The 19,367-nt window shown below is 36.5% G+C and carries 24 protein-coding genes; 3 read left to right on the top strand and 21 right to left on the bottom strand.

All coding sequences use genetic code 11. The features are described 5' to 3' along the window. Position 1 precedes the first annotated feature (1 nt). The 12 genes from FCU45_RS02555 to FCU45_RS02495 all read right to left on the bottom strand — a co-directional run bounded on the left by FCU45_RS02555 (position 2) and on the right by FCU45_RS02495 (position 9,507). On the bottom strand, positions 2 to 715 hold the full coding sequence (locus FCU45_RS02555) for a zinc ribbon domain-containing protein (protein WP_137011956.1): 714 nt from the start codon (positions 713 to 715) through the stop codon (positions 2 to 4). Between the two features lie 36 nt (positions 716 to 751). Next, positions 752 to 1,474 carry a Nif3-like dinuclear metal center hexameric protein gene (locus tag FCU45_RS02550; RefSeq protein WP_137011954.1) on the bottom strand — a complete coding sequence of 241 codons (723 nt, stop codon included), beginning with the start codon at positions 1,472 to 1,474 and terminating at the stop codon, positions 752 to 754. Between the two features lie 8 nt (positions 1,475 to 1,482). Beyond that, on the bottom strand, positions 1,483 to 2,052 hold the full coding sequence (locus FCU45_RS02545; RefSeq protein ID WP_137011952.1) for a tetratricopeptide repeat protein: 570 nt from the start codon (positions 2,050 to 2,052) through the stop codon (positions 1,483 to 1,485). After that, positions 2,049 to 2,915 (bottom strand): peptidoglycan metallopeptidase Pgp3, encoded by an 867-nt coding sequence (gene pgp3 / locus FCU45_RS02540; protein WP_137011950.1) that lies wholly within the window; start codon positions 2,913 to 2,915, stop codon positions 2,049 to 2,051. Before pgp3 ends, FCU45_RS02545 begins: the two co-directional genes overlap by 4 nt. Beyond that, positions 2,915 to 3,367: an SsrA-binding protein SmpB gene (gene smpB, locus FCU45_RS02535; protein ID WP_137011948.1), complete on the bottom strand. Its 453-nt coding sequence runs from the start codon at positions 3,365 to 3,367 to the stop codon at positions 2,915 to 2,917. The genes pgp3 and smpB overlap by 1 nt, the downstream gene beginning before the upstream one ends. A 98-nt stretch (positions 3,368 to 3,465) precedes the next feature. Next, on the bottom strand, positions 3,466 to 4,179 hold the full coding sequence (locus tag FCU45_RS02530; protein ID WP_137011946.1) for a nucleotidyl transferase AbiEii/AbiGii toxin family protein: 714 nt from the start codon (positions 4,177 to 4,179) through the stop codon (positions 3,466 to 3,468). A 1-nt stretch (position 4,180) separates the two neighbouring features. Next, positions 4,181 to 4,744 carry a helix-turn-helix domain-containing protein gene (locus FCU45_RS02525; RefSeq protein ID WP_137011944.1) on the bottom strand — a complete coding sequence of 188 codons (564 nt, stop codon included), beginning with the start codon at positions 4,742 to 4,744 and terminating at the stop codon, positions 4,181 to 4,183. Positions 4,745 to 5,282: 538 nt separating this feature from the next. Beyond that, positions 5,283 to 5,618 (bottom strand): type IIL restriction-modification enzyme MmeI, encoded by a 336-nt coding sequence (locus FCU45_RS02515; RefSeq protein ID WP_223175800.1) that lies wholly within the window; start codon positions 5,616 to 5,618, stop codon positions 5,283 to 5,285. After that, positions 5,619 to 6,404, bottom strand: a complete 786-nt coding sequence (locus FCU45_RS02510) for a 4-(cytidine 5'-diphospho)-2-C-methyl-D-erythritol kinase (RefSeq protein WP_137011942.1) — start codon at positions 6,402 to 6,404, stop codon at positions 5,619 to 5,621. It abuts the gene before it with no gap. A 12-nt stretch (positions 6,405 to 6,416) separates the two neighbouring features. Beyond that, a complete protein-coding gene (csrA, locus tag FCU45_RS02505; RefSeq protein WP_137011940.1) occupies positions 6,417 to 6,647 on the bottom strand; it encodes a carbon storage regulator CsrA in 231 nt (76 codons plus the stop codon). Next, positions 6,641 to 7,462: a tRNA pseudouridine(55) synthase TruB gene (truB, locus tag FCU45_RS02500; protein WP_137011938.1), complete on the bottom strand. Its 822-nt coding sequence runs from the start codon at positions 7,460 to 7,462 to the stop codon at positions 6,641 to 6,643. The genes csrA and truB overlap by 7 nt, the downstream gene beginning before the upstream one ends. Beyond that, positions 7,459 to 9,507: an ATP-dependent helicase gene (locus FCU45_RS02495; RefSeq protein WP_137011936.1), complete on the bottom strand. Its 2,049-nt coding sequence runs from the start codon at positions 9,505 to 9,507 to the stop codon at positions 7,459 to 7,461. Before FCU45_RS02495 ends, truB begins: the two co-directional genes overlap by 4 nt. A gap of 128 nt (positions 9,508 to 9,635) precedes the next feature. Between FCU45_RS02495 and FCU45_RS02490 the strand changes: the two genes are divergently transcribed. Next, on the top strand, positions 9,636 to 10,538 hold the full coding sequence (locus FCU45_RS02490) for a LysR family transcriptional regulator (protein ID WP_137011934.1): 903 nt from the start codon (positions 9,636 to 9,638) through the stop codon (positions 10,536 to 10,538). Positions 10,539 to 10,551: 13 nt separating this feature from the next. On the opposite strand, the gene FCU45_RS02485 is transcribed toward FCU45_RS02490, so the two are convergent. Genes FCU45_RS02485 through cysK form a run of 3 tightly spaced genes read right to left on the bottom strand, consistent with a single transcriptional unit; the run spans position 10,552 to position 12,522 of the window. Beyond that, positions 10,552 to 11,013, bottom strand: coding sequence for a hypothetical protein (locus FCU45_RS02485; protein WP_137011932.1), 462 nt, complete (start codon positions 11,011 to 11,013; stop codon positions 10,552 to 10,554). Further along, entirely contained in the window at positions 11,007 to 11,606 is a 600-nt protein-coding gene (locus FCU45_RS02480) for an aminotransferase class IV family protein (RefSeq protein ID WP_137011930.1), read from the bottom strand. The genes FCU45_RS02485 and FCU45_RS02480 overlap by 7 nt, the downstream gene beginning before the upstream one ends. Further along, positions 11,599 to 12,522: a cysteine synthase A gene (cysK, locus tag FCU45_RS02475; protein ID WP_137011928.1), complete on the bottom strand. Its 924-nt coding sequence runs from the start codon at positions 12,520 to 12,522 to the stop codon at positions 11,599 to 11,601. Before cysK ends, FCU45_RS02480 begins: the two co-directional genes overlap by 8 nt. A 70-nt stretch (positions 12,523 to 12,592) precedes the next feature. On the opposite strand from cysK, the gene FCU45_RS02470 reads away from it, so the two are divergent. Both FCU45_RS02470 and FCU45_RS02465 read left to right on the top strand, forming a co-directional pair. Beyond that, the gene (locus FCU45_RS02470; protein WP_137011926.1) at positions 12,593 to 12,949 is read left to right on the top strand and encodes a cupin domain-containing protein; all 357 of its coding nucleotides are present in this window, start codon (positions 12,593 to 12,595) and stop codon (positions 12,947 to 12,949) included. 10 nt (positions 12,950 to 12,959) lie between these two features. Continuing rightward, positions 12,960 to 13,898, top strand: coding sequence for a phospholipase A (locus FCU45_RS02465; RefSeq protein ID WP_137011924.1), 939 nt, complete (start codon positions 12,960 to 12,962; stop codon positions 13,896 to 13,898). Between the two features lie 39 nt (positions 13,899 to 13,937). Here the strand turns inward: FCU45_RS02465 and FCU45_RS02460 are convergent, their stop codons facing one another. From FCU45_RS02460 to FCU45_RS02435, 6 genes are all read right to left on the bottom strand, one after another. Then, positions 13,938 to 14,297, bottom strand: coding sequence for a hypothetical protein (locus FCU45_RS02460; protein ID WP_137011922.1), 360 nt, complete (start codon positions 14,295 to 14,297; stop codon positions 13,938 to 13,940). A 354-nt stretch (positions 14,298 to 14,651) separates the two neighbouring features. Next, positions 14,652 to 15,806: a tyrosine-type recombinase/integrase gene (locus tag FCU45_RS02455; protein WP_137011920.1), complete on the bottom strand. Its 1,155-nt coding sequence runs from the start codon at positions 15,804 to 15,806 to the stop codon at positions 14,652 to 14,654. Continuing rightward, on the bottom strand, positions 15,799 to 16,056 hold the full coding sequence (locus tag FCU45_RS02450; RefSeq protein WP_137011918.1) for a hypothetical protein: 258 nt from the start codon (positions 16,054 to 16,056) through the stop codon (positions 15,799 to 15,801). The genes FCU45_RS02455 and FCU45_RS02450 overlap by 8 nt, the downstream gene beginning before the upstream one ends. Further along, on the bottom strand, positions 16,049 to 17,254 hold the full coding sequence (locus FCU45_RS02445) for an AAA family ATPase (protein ID WP_137011916.1): 1,206 nt from the start codon (positions 17,252 to 17,254) through the stop codon (positions 16,049 to 16,051). Before FCU45_RS02445 ends, FCU45_RS02450 begins: the two co-directional genes overlap by 8 nt. Next, the gene (locus FCU45_RS02440) at positions 17,251 to 17,487 is read right to left on the bottom strand and encodes a helix-turn-helix domain-containing protein (protein WP_137011914.1); all 237 of its coding nucleotides are present in this window, start codon (positions 17,485 to 17,487) and stop codon (positions 17,251 to 17,253) included. Before FCU45_RS02440 ends, FCU45_RS02445 begins: the two co-directional genes overlap by 4 nt. A gap of 776 nt (positions 17,488 to 18,263) precedes the next feature. Next, the gene (locus tag FCU45_RS02435; RefSeq protein WP_137011912.1) at positions 18,264 to 19,367 is read right to left on the bottom strand and encodes a hypothetical protein; all 1,104 of its coding nucleotides are present in this window, start codon (positions 19,365 to 19,367) and stop codon (positions 18,264 to 18,266) included.

The raw sequence follows: 19,367 nt of genomic DNA, 5'->3' as shown, positions 1-19,367 counted from the left end.
CCTATTCTTCGTGAGCTTCCATGTAGAGAATACGACCACAGTGTGGACAAGTTGTAATCTCTTCAGCTTTGATAACGTCAGCGTAAATCTTGTCGCTTATAACCATATGACAACCCATACAAGCTTGCTCTTCTACCGGTACAACAGTTGAATTTTTAGCCCATCTGCGAATCTTCTGATAAAACGCAAGACCTTTTTGATTCATCTCAGAGATTAATTTCTCTTTTTTTACAAACACTTCTTGACGGGATTTATTAATAACTTCCAGCTTTTCATCTACCTCAGCTTTAATTGACGCCAAGTTGGCATCTAGCTCTTTTAGAGACTCTTTTGCAGCATCTGCCTGTTCTGTTTTTAGAGCGATAACTCTCTCAAGTCTCTCGATCTCTTCATTTGCAAAAGTTACCTGCTCTTTTGCGATCTCCTCTTCAAGTTGAAGAGATTTCATCTCACGCTCAGTTTTTACTTCAGAGCTTTTTTTAGAGTTATCTTCAAGTTTTTGAGAAAGTTCTTGAAGATGAAGTTCATTCTTCTTCTTTTTTACTTCTTCGTCTTTGATCTCTTTTGTCAGATTTTCAATATCAGAATCTATACTCTGTTTTTTAGCAAGAGCCGCCTCAAGTTTATAGTTTGCTTCCTCTATCTGCGGTTCAAAGGCATCTATCTCTTTGTCGATCTGTGATAGGTCAATTAGCTGTTTTAGGTGTAAGTTCATTAATCTCCTTTTGGATTAAATAGTTGTACCAATTGCTTAAATATAAGTAAAAGGGTTTTTTGATGATGAAATTATAGCTTCTAAACCTAAATTTTTCAAATGTTTAAGTAAAATCTCTGCAAAAAAGTGTTCGCTCTCAAAATGACCTATATCAATCATAGACAAATTAATGCTCTTTGCTTCCATGGCATCGTGGTATTTAATATCTCCCGTTAAAAAACAGTCGGCTTTGATCGACTTGATCAAAGAGCAGCCAGAACCGGTAGTCAGAGCTGCTCTTTTTACTCTTGGCGAACTCTTTACACATTTTGCATGAGGCAGAGAGAATGCAGCAGCGACCTTTTTTGCAAAAACGTCAAAATCCTCATCTATATCCAGATATGCGACAAATCCCTCTTTTTGGGCGATCTTATACCCCAATATTTCAGTTGCCACATATTCGTTTAGATGCGTCTGGTCAAAATTTGTGTGCATTGAGATATTTGAGATATTCTTTTGTATCATCTTGTAGATCAGATTTGCAGGGTAACGGCTAAACTCAAGCTGTTTAAGCCCGCCGAATATTAGTGGATGGTGTGTGATTAGAAGTGTGTTCTCCTCCATGGACTCTATAAGAGCCTCATCAACATCTATGCTAAGAACTATCTTTTGTATATCTTGGTTAAAATCTCCAAGCAGCAAACCTGAGTTATCCCAGCTCTCTTGAAGTTCAAAAGGCGAAAGTTCATTTAAAAACTGATATATCTCGGAAATTTTCATCCTAACTCCTAACCTAGTTTCTCTAGCTCTTCTTTTGCCTCTTTGAAATCTTCATCTATTTCAATGGCTTTTTTATACATCTCTTTAGCTTCGTCAAAATGTTTCATATCGACTAAAAGGTTTCCATAATTGTAGTATGTTACAGGATTGTTCTCATTGATACTTAAAGACGCATTGAGGTGCATCTTTGCAGATACGAACTCCTCGTTTGCTCTATAAATAGATGCTATTGAGTTGTGTATATACTCATTATCTTTATCGCTCTCAAGAGCCTCTTTGTAGTGGTTCAACGCTTCGTCCCTCTCTCCAAGCTGCTCTAAAATGTAGCCCATCTTAAAGAGAATATCAGACTCCTGAGGCACTTTTGCGTTTGCCTCTTTAAAAAGAGCGATCGCCGTCGGCAGGTCGCCGTTCTCAAATGCCTCGTCCGCCTTTATCACCAATGACTCCGGGTCAAATGAAGATGGAGTACGTTTATCTTTTTGAGGCTCCTCATCCTGAAGAGTCTGAATATGCTCATAAACTTTAAATGCAAAAAATGCCGAAGCTCCAAGCATTAAGATCTGAAATAGTGTCATTTTGTACCTTTTAATAGATTTTTATTTATCAGCTCAACAAACTGAAGCGGGTCGACCTGCTGGGCGGCGACTCTTATCCCAAAGTGAAGATGCGGTCCCGTGACCCTTCCTGTACTTCCGGATAGACCTATTGTCTCACCCTTTTTTACCATACTGCCCTCTTTTACGTCAAGCTTGCTCATGTGAAAATAGCATGAGTATATTCCGTGCCCGTGGTCTATAACAACAGAACCGCCGGAGTAGAATCTATCTTTGGCCAAAACTACTTTTCCGTTGTTACACGCTATAAGCGGAGTGCCGTCATTTGCTCTAAAATCAGTTCCGCCGTGGTAGCTCTTAAGTGAGCCGTTATAAACTCTGGCTTTTCCAAATTCGCTTGTTATTTTACTATCCATTGGGACAATAAACTCTGATGAGATGTAGCTTTGCTTAGTTGTAGTTTTATAGAGAGCCATTGCCTCGGCATACTCTTTTGAAGCTCTTTTTTGATCCTCTTTGCTTAAAGTGACTTTTGAGCTATCGACACTAAGTGTCTCTTTCTCATAATCCGCACTCTCTACTCTAAAAAATAGCGACTTGCTTCTCTCTTTGTCATCTTCTACATAAAAGATCTCTACTTTTTTATCAGATGGCTTTTCGTAGTAGCTGATAGGAAGCAGCACGTAAAACCTCTCATCATCCAGAGGATTTTTAAAGATCTTATAACTTTTATCATCAAAGAGAACACTTCTGTATTCGATATTTTTCTCTTTTTTAAACTCTAAAAGAGCGGTTCTTCCGTTTGTAACATTAGAGTCTGCTATCTCTATATTTAGAGCAAAAAGAGCAGTTGCAAAAAAAAGAAAAAAAGAGACAAACCTCATCAATAATCCTTCATAGAGCGCTCAATGTCACGCTTCATATCTTTCTCTTTAAGGTCGTTTCTCTTGTCGTGAAGCTGTTTTCCTTTTGCTATGGCAATCTGGATTTTTACTATATTTCTATCGTTAAAATAGAGCTGCAGAGGAACAACGGTATAGCCATCTTTCTCGACCGCTTTTATCATCTTTACTATCTGCTTTTTGCGCAAAAGAAGCTTTCTGCTACCTCTCTCTTCATGAGCGTAGAAGTGATGCGTAGTCTCTAATCTTCCGATATGTGCATTAAACAAGAAAGCTTCGCCGTTTACAAAACGTATAAAGCTGTCTTTTAGGTTTACGCGTCCGGCTCTTATAGCCTTTATCTCGCTTCCTTTAAGCACCAAACCAGCTTCAAACTTCTCCTCTAAAAAATAATCAAAATAGGCTTTTTTATTTTTTGCTATTGTTTCGCCCATTGCCTATTGCTTCTCCATATTTTTTTTTATTATATCTGCATTATTTTACAATCTGATTAATGATACCTAGGCACTCACGTTTTTCAAGACTTTTTATTTTAGTTCAGACCATACAGCTCTTCAAGGTAGAGCTCATAAATAAATTTTTCAATCTTCTTACGATACCATTCGTACGATTTTGCATCTAGCACCAAAGCACTGATTCCCTCATCATCATCTCTCTCGAAAAACTCTAGCTTACTTTTGATTTTTGCTACTAACATCTCTTTTGTGTAGGTAATATTGTATTGTAAATAAGTCTCTACAAAATCTTTTGGATTATATCCGTCAACATGCGTTAAAACGTAATAAACATCAAACAAATCACGATACTTTTTTCGATTCCAAAATGCCATCGTTTTCATATACATAATAGTCTTCAATGAAGCAATTTTGAGATGTGCTGTTTGATAGCTTGCAGTGGGTTCGCTAGTCCAGATCTCTTTTTCAAAGATGTTAAACGGAGGTACAAAAAATTCTACTTTTACACCGTCCACAAGATATTTCAGATGATGGTCGTCAAGATTTTCTCCGTCATTATGCGCGTAGTCTCTTGCCGTATTGCTATGTTCAATCTTTATAGCTCCATAGTCTTGCATCGTCGTCTTAATCTCATCTTTGCATAGTTCAAGCATAGCAAAATCCAAATCTTCAGACAAACGATGATTGATAAGATGAGAAAGCGCCGTACCGCCTACAAATCGAATATCATGCTCTTTAAAAAGCTTATCCGTTGCAAGTATTTCTAAAACTTGTTTTGTTTTTTCTAGCACTTTATGCCTTTTTTTTCAAATAAGCCACATGCTTATTAAATCTTTGCAGCAAATCTTTATTTTTTGCTTTGAGTATATGGGGCTTGAGCCTATCAGCACCGAAGTAACGCAAAAGAAGCATTAACCTCTCATCGTTATAATTTGCAAGCACAATCGAAATAAAAGTGCTAACCTCATAAACATGCCCATTTTTGACACTATAAAAAAGCTCATTTCCAAAAATCCCTTTATCGAGTGTAATCTGCTTTTGAGAAGGTGAAACAATCGGTTTTAAAACAATGCTTGGTTTTTTATCTTGCTCTACTCTGGCGCGCTCTTTGTCATTTTCAAACTCAAATCCATCTAGAAATCTTTTGTACTCTATGCTTTTGTTGAGGGCGCTTAAAATATATAAATAGTTCTCTAACGAAATCTTTCCCTCTTGTTCAAAAACTCGGTAGGTCGCATACTTCAAGCCTACAAAACTTGCAAACTCTTTTTGGGTAAGCCCCAAAGCAATGCGTTCATTTCTGACACTTTTTTTGGTCTGTTGCAGTAATTCATCTATTTTTAATGACGCCAACATGGTAAAAGCCTATTTATTTAATATTTAAATGTTAATTATACATATTTTATATGTTAAAATCAAGTTATTTACCATTATACTATTAATTATAGTTTTCATTATTATTTTACAATCTGTTCAATGAAGCCTAAGTACCCACATTTTAAAAGCTTATTTCTTTTGAAATTTTGCCTGCTCTTTTTCTATGCTCTTCAAACTCTTTTCTGGGCTTGATAAATTTTCTGGCATCTCTCCGCCTAATTCTTTAATGGTTTGCCTTATTTTCTTACCCACTTCATGGTGCGTTTGGTTGGCATTTACTTTACCTTGGATATTGTCTCGTTTAAGTTTTTCCTCTGCTTGCGTCGCACGAAAGAGGTTGGCGGCTAGTTCTGTGTGTGATACTTGTCAACGGCGGAGTTAAAATGGGCAGTATAAAAAGCTGCTAAAAAGTAGTTTTTACAACCGAAAGCTTAAAGAAACAAATTAATTTTGTTAAAGTCTCTTTTCAAAAAATTGAAAGGAGATGAATGCTTAAGAAAGCTGAAGTAAAAATGATTCATAAAATGCTCAAAGATGGGCTTAGCAAAAGTTCCGCTTCTTTTAATCCGGGGAAATAGTCTAGTGCTTGCGTGTAGGCTTTGTCTAAATCTTTGCCTTTTGATTTGTGTTCAACGAGCAAAACACCTTTCCAAAAAAGGTCAATCCGTCCTCTTTTTTCGCCTAGTTTTTTTACAGGCTCTTCAAAGGAAGCAACTCTTTTTCTGCTGATGCCGAAAATATTAAAAAACTCATTCCAAAAACTTTGAGATTCTGCATGTTCTCTCTCTTCAGCTTCCCATTCTTTGGAAAAATTTATCGCTCTGTTTTTTATCTCGTTCCAGCTTAGTGCCATTTAAACATCTTTAACTCTAAAAAAACTGCTTCCGCTTCCGCTGAAGAAGTGTCCGTGTCTGTAATAGTTTTTTAGCTCTTTATACGCCTGAAGCGCAGGTTTAAAAAGATCGTTTGCCTCATCCGCACTCATCTGATCTAGTATATCCCGTGAGGCTGTTTTTTTCAACCTCTCTACTTCAAACCCATCTATCGGGTTGTAAAACTGCTCTCTGTAGAGCGTATAGACCTTTGGCGTACTTATCTCAACATCTGGAGTAAATACTTCAAGATCAAGAAGTTCCTCTTTGAACTCCTCGACGACCTCTCCTATTCCGCTTACATTTGCGCTATCATAGCCATAAATAAAAAACGGAACATCAGCCCCTACTTTTATTCCTACAGCCGAGAGCTCATTTAAAGAGAGTCCAAGATGAAGAACTTCATTGCACATCTTTAAAAATGTGGCAGCATCGCTGCTTCCTCCGCCAAGTCCTGCAAACGCGGGAATCCTTTTTATAACCTTGACCCCATATCTGCTCATGAGATTTTTAAGTGAGGCGGCTGCCTCTTCATCCAAGACTTCAAGAAGAGCTATATACGCTTTATAGATACTGTTTTGCTTAGTATCGCATGAGAACTCGCCAACTATTTCAAACTCTTGACCCTTCTGTTTGGGAGCAAATGAGAGTTCATCATAGAGAGAGTCAACTCTCATAAATCTTGAGATTATCTCATGGTAGCTTGCACGCGTGCCGGTAATTTTTAAAAATATATTTACCTTTGCATACGCCTTGTAAAGCTTCATAGATCTTCTCTTTTATTTTTTAAGTATGGCGCTAAGCATAGTCAGATCATCTAACTTTGTCTCTTTAGAGGATGCTATATTTGCATCTTTTACATCTTCAAGGAGCTCTTGTCTGACTATGGAGATACTTTTAGGAGCGTCAATACCAAGCTTTACAACACCTTTATCTATAGAGATGATCTTAATTACAATATCATCCCCGATAACAATAGCCTCATCTGTTTTTCTGGATAATACTAGCATTCAATCCTACCTAATTCATAATTTACTTCTGCATCTGCTATATTTATAACCGAGATGAAACTACCGCTATCAAGCCAGTACACCCCATCATCCTTAATCTCTAGATCTTTTAAAGCAAGAACTCTTCCATATTTGAGATTATCAGCATCTCCTCTATAAAAGTTCTCTCTGATATTTAAAGATTTTTTAATATCCAAAGACTCTTCGTTATTATATCTAAACTGCCCCTCGCTAAGTCTTTCCAGAGCACTAAGACTTCCATGCTCAACCCCGAGTCTTTTTGCTATGATAAGACCGAGTGAGCGGATGTAAGTCCCCTCCGATACACTCGCTTCAAAGGTAACGAACGGATGGCAGTAGCTTATAAGCTTAGTGCTGTAAATAGTAGAGTTGATCTTGTTTAAAGTGAACTCCTTGCCTGCTCTTGCTAAGTCATAGGCTCTCTGCCCATCTATGCGTTTTGCACTAAATATCGGAGGCTCATATTCAAGTTCGCCCTCCAAAGATTTTAAAACTCGCAAAATATCAGACTCACTAAACTCTTTTAATATCTCTACATCTTCTATGAGTTCCGTATCCAACGAGTCTGACCTTGCTCCAAGCCAAAGAGTCGCTCTGTAAACTTTAGGTGTTTTATTTAAAAAACGAAAAAGTTTCGTGTACGACCCAATCCCTATTATAAGCACACCCTTTGCAAACGGGTCAAGAGTTCCCGAAAAACCGGCCTTTTTCGTTTTATACTTTCTTTTTAACTTGGTCAAAAAGAAGTTAGAACTCACTCCGGTAGGCTTATATGCAACAAAGAGCCTGTTCATAGTCTTTCTACAAATGATGCCAATATATCTCTTTTCGTGCCGGCAAAATTAATATTAAGCTTAAACTCTCTTCCTGATTTGCTCACACCCGTCACTCTTCCTGTTCCGAATATTTTATGTCTGACAAGATCACCCTTTTTAAAAGCGGTGTTCTTCTCGACTATCAGTGAACCCTCACAAAGTCCGGCCTCATTAAAAAATCTGCTTTTTTGCAGATCGCTTCTTCTTCCCTTGTAAAATCTGCTCTCCACGTGAGATAGGGTAAGCGTCTCTTTTGCTCTTGTAAAAGAGACATATCCAAGACGTCTCTCCTCTTCAAGGTCACTGCCATCGCCAACAAGAGGTAAAAAGCCCTCTTCCATTCCTATGATAAATATATGGTCAAACTCAAGACCCTTTGAGGCATGAATACTCATCATATAGATACTCTCGCCCTCAACCTGATCCTGTTCGCTCTGAAGCGTAAGCTCATTTAAAAATTCATCAAGCGAAGATTCTGGAGAGTTCTTTACAAAATCTCTAAACAGACCGTAAAACTCATCCATATTTAGAACTCTCTCCGTCTCATCAGGCATACCTTTGTATATATCTTTAAGATGAAAAGTATCTTCTAAGACATCTATAAAGTTATAGGTAGATTCCGTTACCGAATTTGCTACTGCTTGAATATCCTTTACAAACTTCTTAAGAGTTTTTGCATTTTTTTGTCTTACAAGCTGTTCCAACTCTGATAGCGGGCTCTTTTTTATATACTCAAACATAGAGGTGCCCTTCTGATGCGCAGCAAGCTCTATTTTATCAACGCTAGCCTTGCCTAGACCTCTCTTTGGTTTGTTTATGATACGTTTAAATGAGAAGTCATCATGAAAATTGGTTATCACTCTTATGTAACTTATAAGATCTTTTATCTCGGCTCTGTCGTAAAATCTAAGACCGCCGACGAGCTTATAGGCTATGCCTGCACGGTTAAGCCCCTCTTCAATAGAGCGGCTTAAAACATTTACTCGGTAAAGCACCGCTATATTTTCGGCTTTTACTCCTGAGTCCAAAAGTTTCGTGATCTTTGAAGCGATCTTTCTTGCCTCTTCATTCTCATCATTTGAGTTTAAAACCGTTACATCCTCACCGCCGCCTCGTGTAGGTATTAGCTTTTTACCGAGTCTTGAACGGTTATGCTCTATAAGCGCATTTGCGACTTTTAAAATAGGGTCTTTCGAGCGGTAGTTCTCCTCAAGTTTAAAGACCGCAGTATCTTTAAAATCCTGATCAAACTCCATTATATTTCGTATATGAGCGCCTCTCCAGCCGTAAATGCTCTGATCATCATCACCCACGACACATATATTGTTGTGCGAGCTGCACAACTTTTGCAGAAGCTTCAGCTGCAACTCATTTGTATCTTGATACTCATCTACCATAATGTAGCGGTAGCGCTCGGATGTCGCACGAGCCAACTCTTCGTTCTCATTTAAAAGCTTGTATGTCAAAGCTATCAGATCATCAAAGTCGACTAAATTGTTCTCAAGCAGATAAGCTTCATACTCTTCATAAACTTTTGCGATCTGCTGGTAGTTAAATAGTTCTGACTGTTTGTAGGCATCATCTGGGCTCAAAAGGGAACTTTTATATCTTGATATTTCACTCGCGATCAGCGGTGTCGGGATCTCGCTGTTTATCTTTTTTATGATTCTTTTTTTGTCATCGGTATCGATTACTACAAAGTTGTTCTCTCTGTTTAAAAGATGTATATGAAACTTTAAAAAAAGCAGCCCGAACTTATGAAATGTACAAAGCAGAGGCGGATAAGCGGGATTGTCCATCATTGCGTATGAACGCTCTCTCATCTCTTTTGCTGCTTTGTTTGTAAATGTCAGTGTAAGCGTATTAGAAGCGGGGATCCCGACTCCCTCTATAAGATATGCCAAACGAGAGACTATCGTCGTAGTCTTACCGCTTCCTGCACCGGCTAAAATTAGCACAGGTCCCTCTGTTGTTTTTACAGCAGAAGCTTGCGACTCATTTAATTTGCTAAATATTTTTTCCATATCTTTGCCACTATTCATATTGGTTTAAATTATTATAGCCAAAAAGTTATAAATTATTACAAAACTATTGCATTAATTATAATAATGGGTTATACTTTCGCTTATTATTTAAACTTATAGGAATTATTATGTTAAAAGATTTTGCAAAACTACAAACCTTTTTGATGGTCATAAAAGAGAAAAGTTTTTCAAAAGCATCTGCAAAACTCGGCATTTCTCAGCCAGCAGTTACTCAACAAATCAAATTTATCGAGGATTACCTTGATACGAAAATAGTTGAGAGAAAAAAGAACGGCATACTTCTTACAAAAGAGGGTGAAGATCTTTTTAGGATAGCATTAAGACTTGAAAAAGCGATTGTAAACAGTGAAAAAGAGCTCTTAAAGATCATCAATAAGGACTTTACTTTTGTTGTCGGTTCATCAAATGCGATAGGAAACTATATTCTGCCAAACTATCTCAGCGAGATAAAAAAGAGAATAAACAACAACGTATATATGAATGTAGGACTATCTTGCGAAATGATAGACCAGCTTGAAGACAAAAAGATCGATATTGCCCTTATAGAGTCTCCTGTATTTAGAGACGGTATTATCTACAGAGAGTGGGTACAAGATGAACTTGTTGTTTTTTCAAACCAGCCACTCAAAAAACATCTAACTGCAGATGATCTGCTTGGATTTGACTGGATATGCAGAGATGAGGCTTCTCATACAAGAAAATTGACAAGTGAAGTTTTTGATGAGATGGGTGTTCAGTGTAGCAACTTTCATGTTCTTGGTATTTTAGGCAGTCCAACGGCGATCAAAGAGTCGATTCTGCATGCAGATCCGACCACAGAGAGACCGGTTGTTTCGGTTATGTCAAAGCATGTTATAGCAAATGAAGTTGCCGAAGGAAAGCTTTTTGAAGCAAGACTTAAAAACTATAAAATAGAGAGAAGTTTCTATATTGCATACTCTAAAGAGAGAAAACATGATGCATTCGTCGACAATGTCGTAAACTATCTTCTATCTCTAAATAAGGTATAACCTCGAAAAAAGGCTATTTTTTAAAAAACTTTGAGTTTTCAGGGTTTGATAAAAAAGATGCCATCGAGTTTTTCACTCCACCTTCATCAGTTTTTTTAGCAGGTTTATCACTATCTTTCTTATAGCTTGATAGATTTATCAGCAGCGGTGTCTCATCTACTATTATCTGCATAATACTCAAAAGCGGCACACTTACTACACTGCCAAAATTATCAGAGCCAAAACCGGCTTCAAAAACCAATTTATCCCCTACTATGCTTGCAGTATCAAAAGTATATCCGGCAAGAAAAAAGAGTGTCATCGGTCTAAACTCTGCGCTTATCTCACTTGGCAGTGCGGGTTCAAAAGTTATCTGCTCGATTTTACACAAAATGCCGAAATTTTGATCTTTTTCAAAAAGAAGGATAATTAGGCTCTCTATGTTTTTTTGCATTATTTTTGCAAAATCTCTATCCTCTATCAGGTTATCTAGCAAAAAATTTCCTTTATGTTTTTTGTAATTATATCAAAATCTATCATAGCATTCATAAGTGCGACTTTAGAGAACTTTTTTAGATCTTCTACATAGATATCCTCTTCAAATATTTTTTTCTCCATAAGTAGCAGTTCTCTGGTAGTTCCCTTTAGAAGCGGCTGCTTTGGAGTCAACCATCTATTTGAGTCATAAAAAGCTATGTTTGCTATCGTAGTATCTGTTATAAGAGAGTTTTTTACTATCAACACATCATCACAGCTGCCTCTTTGCTCATAAAGAGCCTCCAATTTACCTCTGTCTGCAGACTTTAAAGAGTACTCTATATTGTCATCGTAGATAAGTTTTAAAGAGCCTGTATCTCTTTTTTTATACTCATGATATGTAACGTCAACAGTATGGGGCATCTTAGATATATCATAAAGCAAACGGCATCTGTAAGTTCCTACTTTTGGAGGCTCTATATGCTCAAGCAGGTTTTGCGGATTTTTAATATTAAATTTTTTCAGTACACTCTCATATCTTTTCTGGTGGTAGAGTATGTTAAAAACCTCTCCATCAACAACCCGTATTGTTTCTAAAAAAAGTTTATTCATCAAAGAGTTCTGTACTTAGATACCTCTCGCCTGTATCGCAAAGAACGGTCAAAAGAGTTTTTCCCTTAAACTCCGCTCTTTGAGCGATCTGCATCGTTGCATATACGTTTGCTCCAGCCGATATACCTACAAGCAGACCCTCATCTTTTGCTAACATTTTTGCGGTGTTTATAGCATCTTCATTGCTCACCTTTATCACTTCACCATATACGGTCGTGTCCAGAGTGTCAGGAATAAATCCTGCGCCGATACCCTGTATAGCGTGCGGACCTGCACTCTCACCTGAAAGCACGGCAGAACTTGCAGGCTCGACCGCAAATATTGCAATATTTGCTATCTCCTTTTTTAGGACTTTTGATGTACCGCTCAGAGTGCCTCCAGTTCCTACCGCTGCAATAAAAGCGTCCAATTTATTATCCGTATCGCGAAGTATCTCCTTCGCAGTTGTCAACTCATGGATCTCAGGATTTGAAGGGTTTTTGAACTGCTGCAGAACTATTGAGTTTTGAATCTCTTTTTGAAGCTCATCCGCTTTTGCGATGGCACCGCTCATCCCTAGCGGCGCGGGAGTCAAAACCAACTCGGCGCCAAGCGCCTTAAGCAGCTTTCTTCTCTCCAAGCTCATAGATTCAGGCATTGTCAAAATAAGTTTTATATTAAGCGCTGCACAGTTTGCCGCAAGTGCAATTCCAGTGTTACCGCTTGTCGGCTCGATTACTGTAGTACTATCCGTTATATCCCCTGCTTCTATCGCACGTCTGATCATATTAAAACCTATTCTATCTTTTACAGAACTTGTAGGATTCATAAACTCACACTTTGCAATTATATTCGCACCCGTCAGCTTTGATACTTTATTTAATCTGACCAAAGGTGTATTCCCTATCAGTTCCGTTATATTATTTGCAATTTTCATAAACACTCCCCCAAGTAAATCAAACACAATTTATGATATGCTACCAAAAATATTATTATAGGAGGCTATAATGTACCTACATAAACAGATAGATTTAATTGAGGCAGCTCCTCAAAGTGCTGGTAAAGGGGTCTCGATGAAGATGCTTTTATCTCCTGATGAGTCACCAAATTTTGCGATGAGAAACTTTATAATAGAAGCGGGCGGACATATGCCTCTTCATACAAATAGCGTAGAGCACGAGCAGTATGTGCTCTCTGGACGCGCACTTGTACAAATCGGAGATGAGAGTTTTGAAGCAAAAGCGGGCGGTGTTCTGCTTATCCCTGCAGGTCTTTCCCATAGCTACAAAACCTTAGGAGATGAAGCATATAGTTTTTTGTGTCTTGTCCCCAAAGGCGAAGATTGCATAACAATCATTAAGTAAATATTTTTATATGAAAAATGCCTCTTCACTCTTTATTGCTTTGCTTTTAGCAGTGAACTATTCTCTTATGGCTCATGAGATAGATAGTAGTAAAGAGATCGAAGCTACAGAAACAAATGAAGATGAAGCAAAAAAACTTTTTCTTTTTCAACATCTTGATATGCCAAAAGATTCAGATTCAAGAGAGACGATGGTGGCAAAAATTTTTAGTAACTTCGGCTTGCTTCCATATGAAAAAAATTATTTTCTTCCTTTTGCATATACAACAAAAGATTATGAACAAAAAGATCCTGCCATCTACCCAAACTATGAACAATTTGACAAAAATATCGAAGCAGAATTTCAAATAAGTTTAAAAAAAGATCTAAGCTACAATCTATTTGGCTTAAATGAGATAATAAGTTTGGGATACACGCAAGAGGTGTGGTGGCAGCTTTATTCAGACTCTTCTCCATTTCGTGAAACAAACTACAGACCTGAAGTATGGCTTACCTTGCCTATTGAAGATAAAGAGTTCTCTGAGTTTGGATTTAAAGCTGTTAAGTTTGGCTTTTTGCATGAGTCAAACGGGATGGGAGCACCACTCTCTAGGTCATGGAATAGAATCTATTTTGAGTCCATTTTTTACAATGGAAATTTTATGGCAAGCGTTAGAGCATGGGTAGCAGATGCAGGAGATGATAACAAAGATATAACCTCTTATCTTGGGTATGGGCATTTAAAGTTAAACTATTTTCTTAAAAAGCATCAGTTTGATTTGACATGGCAAAACAATCTTCGTTTTAACGGAAATAACAGAGGCTCTATCAAGGCTGAATGGTCACACCCTACAGGAAACTCCAAAAACAATTTCTGGTATATTAAGATATTTAACGGCTACGGGGCAAGTTTGGTAGATTATAATCACCATCAAAGCAGAGTAGGATTTGGATTTTTATTCTCTAGATAGATATTTATCTAAGCAGAGCTTCAAAGGCTCTGCTGCTGATTAATCATCAGAGTCATCTTCTTTCTCTTTTTTATTTCTGCGCTCTTTCTTCTCAGAGTTATTTTTCTCTTTTTTATCTTTCTTTGCTTTAGACTCTTTTTTCTCAGACTTGCGTTGCTCTTTCTCAGCTTTACGCTCCTCTTTTGTTGCTCTCTTTTGGGATTTACGCTGCTCTTTTTCAGCTTTGCGCTCCTCTTTTTTTACTCTGTTTTCAGCCTTTCTGTCTGAATCTTGACGCTTCTCAGCTCTTGGTTTTTCATTTTTGTTTTCATAACCTGATTCGCTATCTTCAGCGAGAATTGCCGATGGAGCGGCTACAAGAAATGCAGCACATAATATTTTTAAAACAGTTTTTTTCATAGAAATCCTTTTTGTTTGATATGTCTAGTACATATACTGATATAAATATAAAAGCTGATTTATGCTACTTTGCAGTGCCAAAGCTTTTACAACAAGAATTTAAAAATGCTCTGAAATATCTTTTTGAAATATTTCGAAATTATGATATCACACAAATGGAGAAAAGAGTATTAATGATTTAAAGCGGAGTTATATAAAGGAATGGTGCGATCGGAGAGATTTGAACTCTCACACCCGTAAGGCACTACCCCCTCAAGGTAGCGTGGGAGACCAAGATAGCCCTAAAAATGGAGCTTTGAAAACTCCATTTTTATAAACCGAGAAAAATCCGAGAAAACGAAACTAAATATTGACTTAAGCTATATGTAGCAACGCATTGAAGATCTTAGATTTTTCCTCTGCTTTTTTCTGTTTATGAACATCTTCGAGACAATCCAAGTCATAATGCTTAGTTGTTACACTTGAACCTTTCACATGTCCTACCACTTCTTGAATATCCTCAAGTGAAACTTTTGAAGATTGGTTCATCATTGAGACATAAGTCCGTCTTGTAGCATAGAGTGTTTTATACTCAACACCTATCTCCTCAAGAAACGGTCTAAAATGAAAATCGACAATAGTTTTCGCGTTTTTGAATGGCTTTCCATCTTTTGAAACGAAGAGCCACTCATCATCTGGACGAAAATTTGCATAAGATTTCAAAAGTTCAATGGTCTCGGGAAATAAGAATATTTCCCGATTATGATTTTTATTCTCGTGGGCTATTGCCGATACATCGCTAATTCTACCTTTTGAGATACTTCTATGAATTTGCAAATATCCTCGTTCCAAATCAAAGTCAGACCATTTAAGACCTATAGCTTCACCCGTACGAAGTCCATATTTTAAGGAAAGTTCTAAAAAAATCTTGAGCCATCCTTTCGATAAGCTCAAGATTTGTTGTGCCTCAGACACCTTATAGACTTTTGTTTTTCTTGGAGTTTGTTTGAACTTAAACTTTTCGACCAATTGCATACTCATCACATTGTGAGGCATTAGCTGCTCATCAAAAGCAGCTTTTAAAATATTTACTAGAACCCGCTTGACTCTGATGCATCTATCGTAACAATATCCATGCTTACTCTGCAAGGTTCCTAGGAACTCAGTGACATCTAAAGCACTGATCTCATGAAACTCAATCTTCTCAAAATATGGTAGAATTAACCTATTAAAGATACTTTCGTAGTCTTTCTGGGTCTCTTCCCCTCGATACTCAGAATTTGACCTAAGAACCCTCAATCCAAAACTCTCAAACGAAGTTTTTTTAGTTTCGTTTATATCAACACCGATTAATTTCAAAAGAACCTGCATAGGGTTTTGCCGCTCCACCCATTTTTTATTTAGTGGAGTCGCTTTTTTGCCTATGCTTTTCTTATAATGTTTGCCGTTTACGGTACCTTGTACATAGATCATATTTGTATCTTTTCTAACGTAAAAAGAACCGTCTGAACATATAAAATTATTATTCATTCTCTACTCCTTTACCAAACTTTAGTAGCTGTAAAGCAGTAGTTCTTGCAATAATTATTTTACCATCTTCTTTCCAAAAATCAACTTCTGGCTCATAGTTGTTGAGAAGTTTCATCCTTATGGCTTGCCTTGTTAAGCCTGTTCTTTCTGTAATAAACGAAATAGGAACTTTTTTAGGGAAAAGTGACAAAAACATCTCTCTTTGCTCTAATAGCAAAGTTTTTAACTCCAAATAGTGCATTTCACTCATCACAAACTCCTTTTGCGGAGTCGCTCAAAGTAGTTTTGCAGTTTTTCAAGTTCTGCAAGTTTTCCACTTTTTCAGGCTGTTTTTGCTCTATCCAAAAATAGATGGCATTTTTTTGATCTGGTCGTCGCTCATAGTTCCATTTACCCTTATCACCCCAAGTCGTAAGCCACCTTGTAGCCTTTTTCTGACCAACTTTATACTCACTAAAAAATCGCATTTTTTCAAGGTGTGAGATGATCTCGCTTTGGTTCATCTCTCCATCTTCAAGTGCTTCTAGTACATAGCTTACAAATTTTGACTCACGAGGCTCTATGTTTACCGTTTCATACTCAACCTCTTTGACTATTTTTCTGTCTTCTGTAAGAAATGCTTTACCCTCTATAGCGTACCTACTAGCTTTTTGCGGATGCAAAAGTATCGTAGAGTTAAAGTCATTTCTCGTAATAGAAAACGAATAATCCGCATAATTAATGATCTGCTGAGAGTCTGCAAAGTTTCCATCTTTATTCAGGTGATGGATAAAGAGCGTACTCCCACCCACACTTCGCAATATTTTCTCATAAAAATAAAGCTTTTGTGTATCCACAAAACCTCGTTTCTTAGGGACAGTAAGCATCAGTGAGTCTTGGATGACAAAGTACTCTCGATCTGAATGCTTGATCTGCTCTTCAACTATCTCAGCTAAGAGTTCTTGAACCGACTCTGAAAAATCGCCGCCTGTTTGCTTACCTACATAGAAAAATCTCTCGGGAAATCTCTCAAGCAAGTGTGAAGCTTCGCTCTCTTTGATCTTGGTTTGGTTCATATCACCATCAATCATAAAGATATATACATTTGCTTTGGTAGTCAAAATAGTCGTGCACATATATAATACGATGGTCGTTTTACCGACGCCGCTGTCTCCGATCATCACACCTATGGAACTTGACGGGATCAAGTCTTGCACCAGCCATCTTGTAGCGGGTGCATTTTTGATCTCTTCATAGGTATAGAAGTGACTTTTAAAACGCTCTTGAAGAGGTTTTTTAGATGTCAGTTTACTGTTTTGAGCTTCTTGAATCTCCTGTGTAATCTCTGTTTTTTCATCTTCACTCAAAAACTCGCTAAATTTTTCTAAAAATGCTTTTGCCTCTATAACGAGATAAGGAAGACCTTTTAGCTGCTGTATTCTTGTTTTTGCTTTTTGGAGGGACTTCAAAGTTCACCTCCTACAACTTCAAGCTGACAACCACTCATCTGAGTAAGGAATACTGCTACACCCTCAGTCGGAAATAGTACTCTATCGCCAATGTTTGCATGAGGTGGTAGTTTACCGTTTTTAAGCCTTCTGTTTATCGTAGAGAGGCTCACCTTAAGAACTTCTGCCAAGTCTGTTTTACTCAACATATAGCCGTAGTCGAGATAAAGAGACTTATAAATATTGTTAGACATGGATAACTCCTAAATTTAATTAGGAGCTGAAAAAACTTAAATTTTCATTTCTTCCATATTTCCATTAAGTCTTTGATTTGAAGGGTTAGTAAAAATTTATCTAAAGGAGTTTTATCAACACCTTTTCAATAAACCTATCAAAGCGGGCACTCCACTACCGTACCCGAGGTATTTACATTCTTTTTAATCTTAATTTTTGCGCGCACATCGTAGATACTACTACTATTTTTGAACTTCATCAAATAATTCATCACATACTACATACTTGTATATATAAATAATATGACAAAAGGCAACCCTTTCTAAACCTAGTGTCATCGTTTTTCTAGCTTTTCCAGCTCGTGCTTGTGATGTCCTACAAAGGTCATCAACGGTCAAATTTTAAAGTATATTTTTTTAGATTTTGCTTAAACAAAAATGGCTCAAAAGTCCTAAAATACTAAACTTAAAGTACATATTTACTTCTAATAAACTACAAATTTACTTTTAATTTAGTGCTAAAATACTTTAGATTTACTATTTTAAAAGTAAATCTAAAGCTCAAGTTTAGCTTTAGATTTTTCTGTTTTTAATTCAATACACACCCTCAAAGTCCGTGCTATGCGTGATTTTATAAAATTATATTTTTATTTTTTGCCATTATAATCATCTTTTAGAATCTATTTTATACTTTCAATAACAAAAAAACTGAAAAAATTTACGAAAAAAATTTTAAAATTTTTAATTTTTTATACATTTTTCACCAATTGAAAATCAATAAACACTTCAAAATATATCTATTTCCTCATTCTCTTCTTCTCTTCTTCTCTTAAAAAAACCAAACATAAATCTATCAAAGACAACATTCTAAAAAAGAAGTAGTTTGTGTGTACTTGAGTCAATTCTTGTTTGTCAGTTTCATGATGTCTGATTCTATAATTATTTCCGATTTTTGTAAGCTTTGTAAATTCTTCATCAATAAACTCTTTATCAAAGTGTTCAGAGATAATGGTAGTAAGCTTATTGGCAGATTGATTTTTCTTCAAACCCTCTTGTGCAAAATATGTTTTAAGTCTCTCAAAAGCATCCCAAAGTTTTTCTAAAGCTACTTGTTTATCATTTGGATTAAAAAATCTCTCTTTTGCTTCTTCGATTAATTTGTTAAGTTCTATATCTTGCGTATTTGCTACATTATCAAATAATAGCTCTACATTTACATTCATATCCAGTACATTTGATAGATCAAATGCTTCATTAGCTGTGATAGAGTTTTGGATAAACTCTTTAAATTCTTTTGCTGCACCCTTAAACAAGTCGCTATGATTTAAATCTTTTTCTTTTGCAAAGTCAATGAAGTATTTTTTACGAAAAAGACCTGTGCTAACCAGTGTATGTATCTCTTTGATATTAAGCTCATCTAAAATATCTTTTACCCAATATTTTCGTGTTTCACCAGAATGAAAATAGCTATATCCTAAATTTTGAAAGAACTCAGTTAAATACTTTGACGATCTATATGGAAACTTAGTATTGTCACCACAAATCATTTCAGCTAACTGCATTTCAAAATCTATATTTTCTTCTCTTGCCTTTAAGAGCTTGAGAATTTCAATGTTTTCTTTAGATTTTTTATCAGCATTGATTTTAAATGCAGTGTCTCTTAAAACTGTTTCTACAATTTTTTTCTCATGCTCATCCTTATCCATTTCAAAATTGTAAGGATTTTGTGGAAATCTAATAACTTCAACCCTGCTAACTTTTATTTTCGCACTACCATATAATTTTGGTACAACATCAGCTTTCCATTTATTAATATTGTCTGGAGATGGGTTTTTATCGTAAATATGATTTAGTGCTTTATATGCTTCTGTTAAAAATTTAATTTCTGGATTTTCTTTCAT

Origin of the sequence: Sulfurimonas crateris, assembly GCF_005217605.1 — a bacterium.
GTDB classification, from domain to species: domain Bacteria; phylum Campylobacterota; class Campylobacteria; order Campylobacterales; family Sulfurimonadaceae; genus Sulfurimonas; species Sulfurimonas crateris.
Note: the sequence above shows the minus strand (reverse complement) of the source record. Positions and strands in the feature narration are given on the sequence as shown.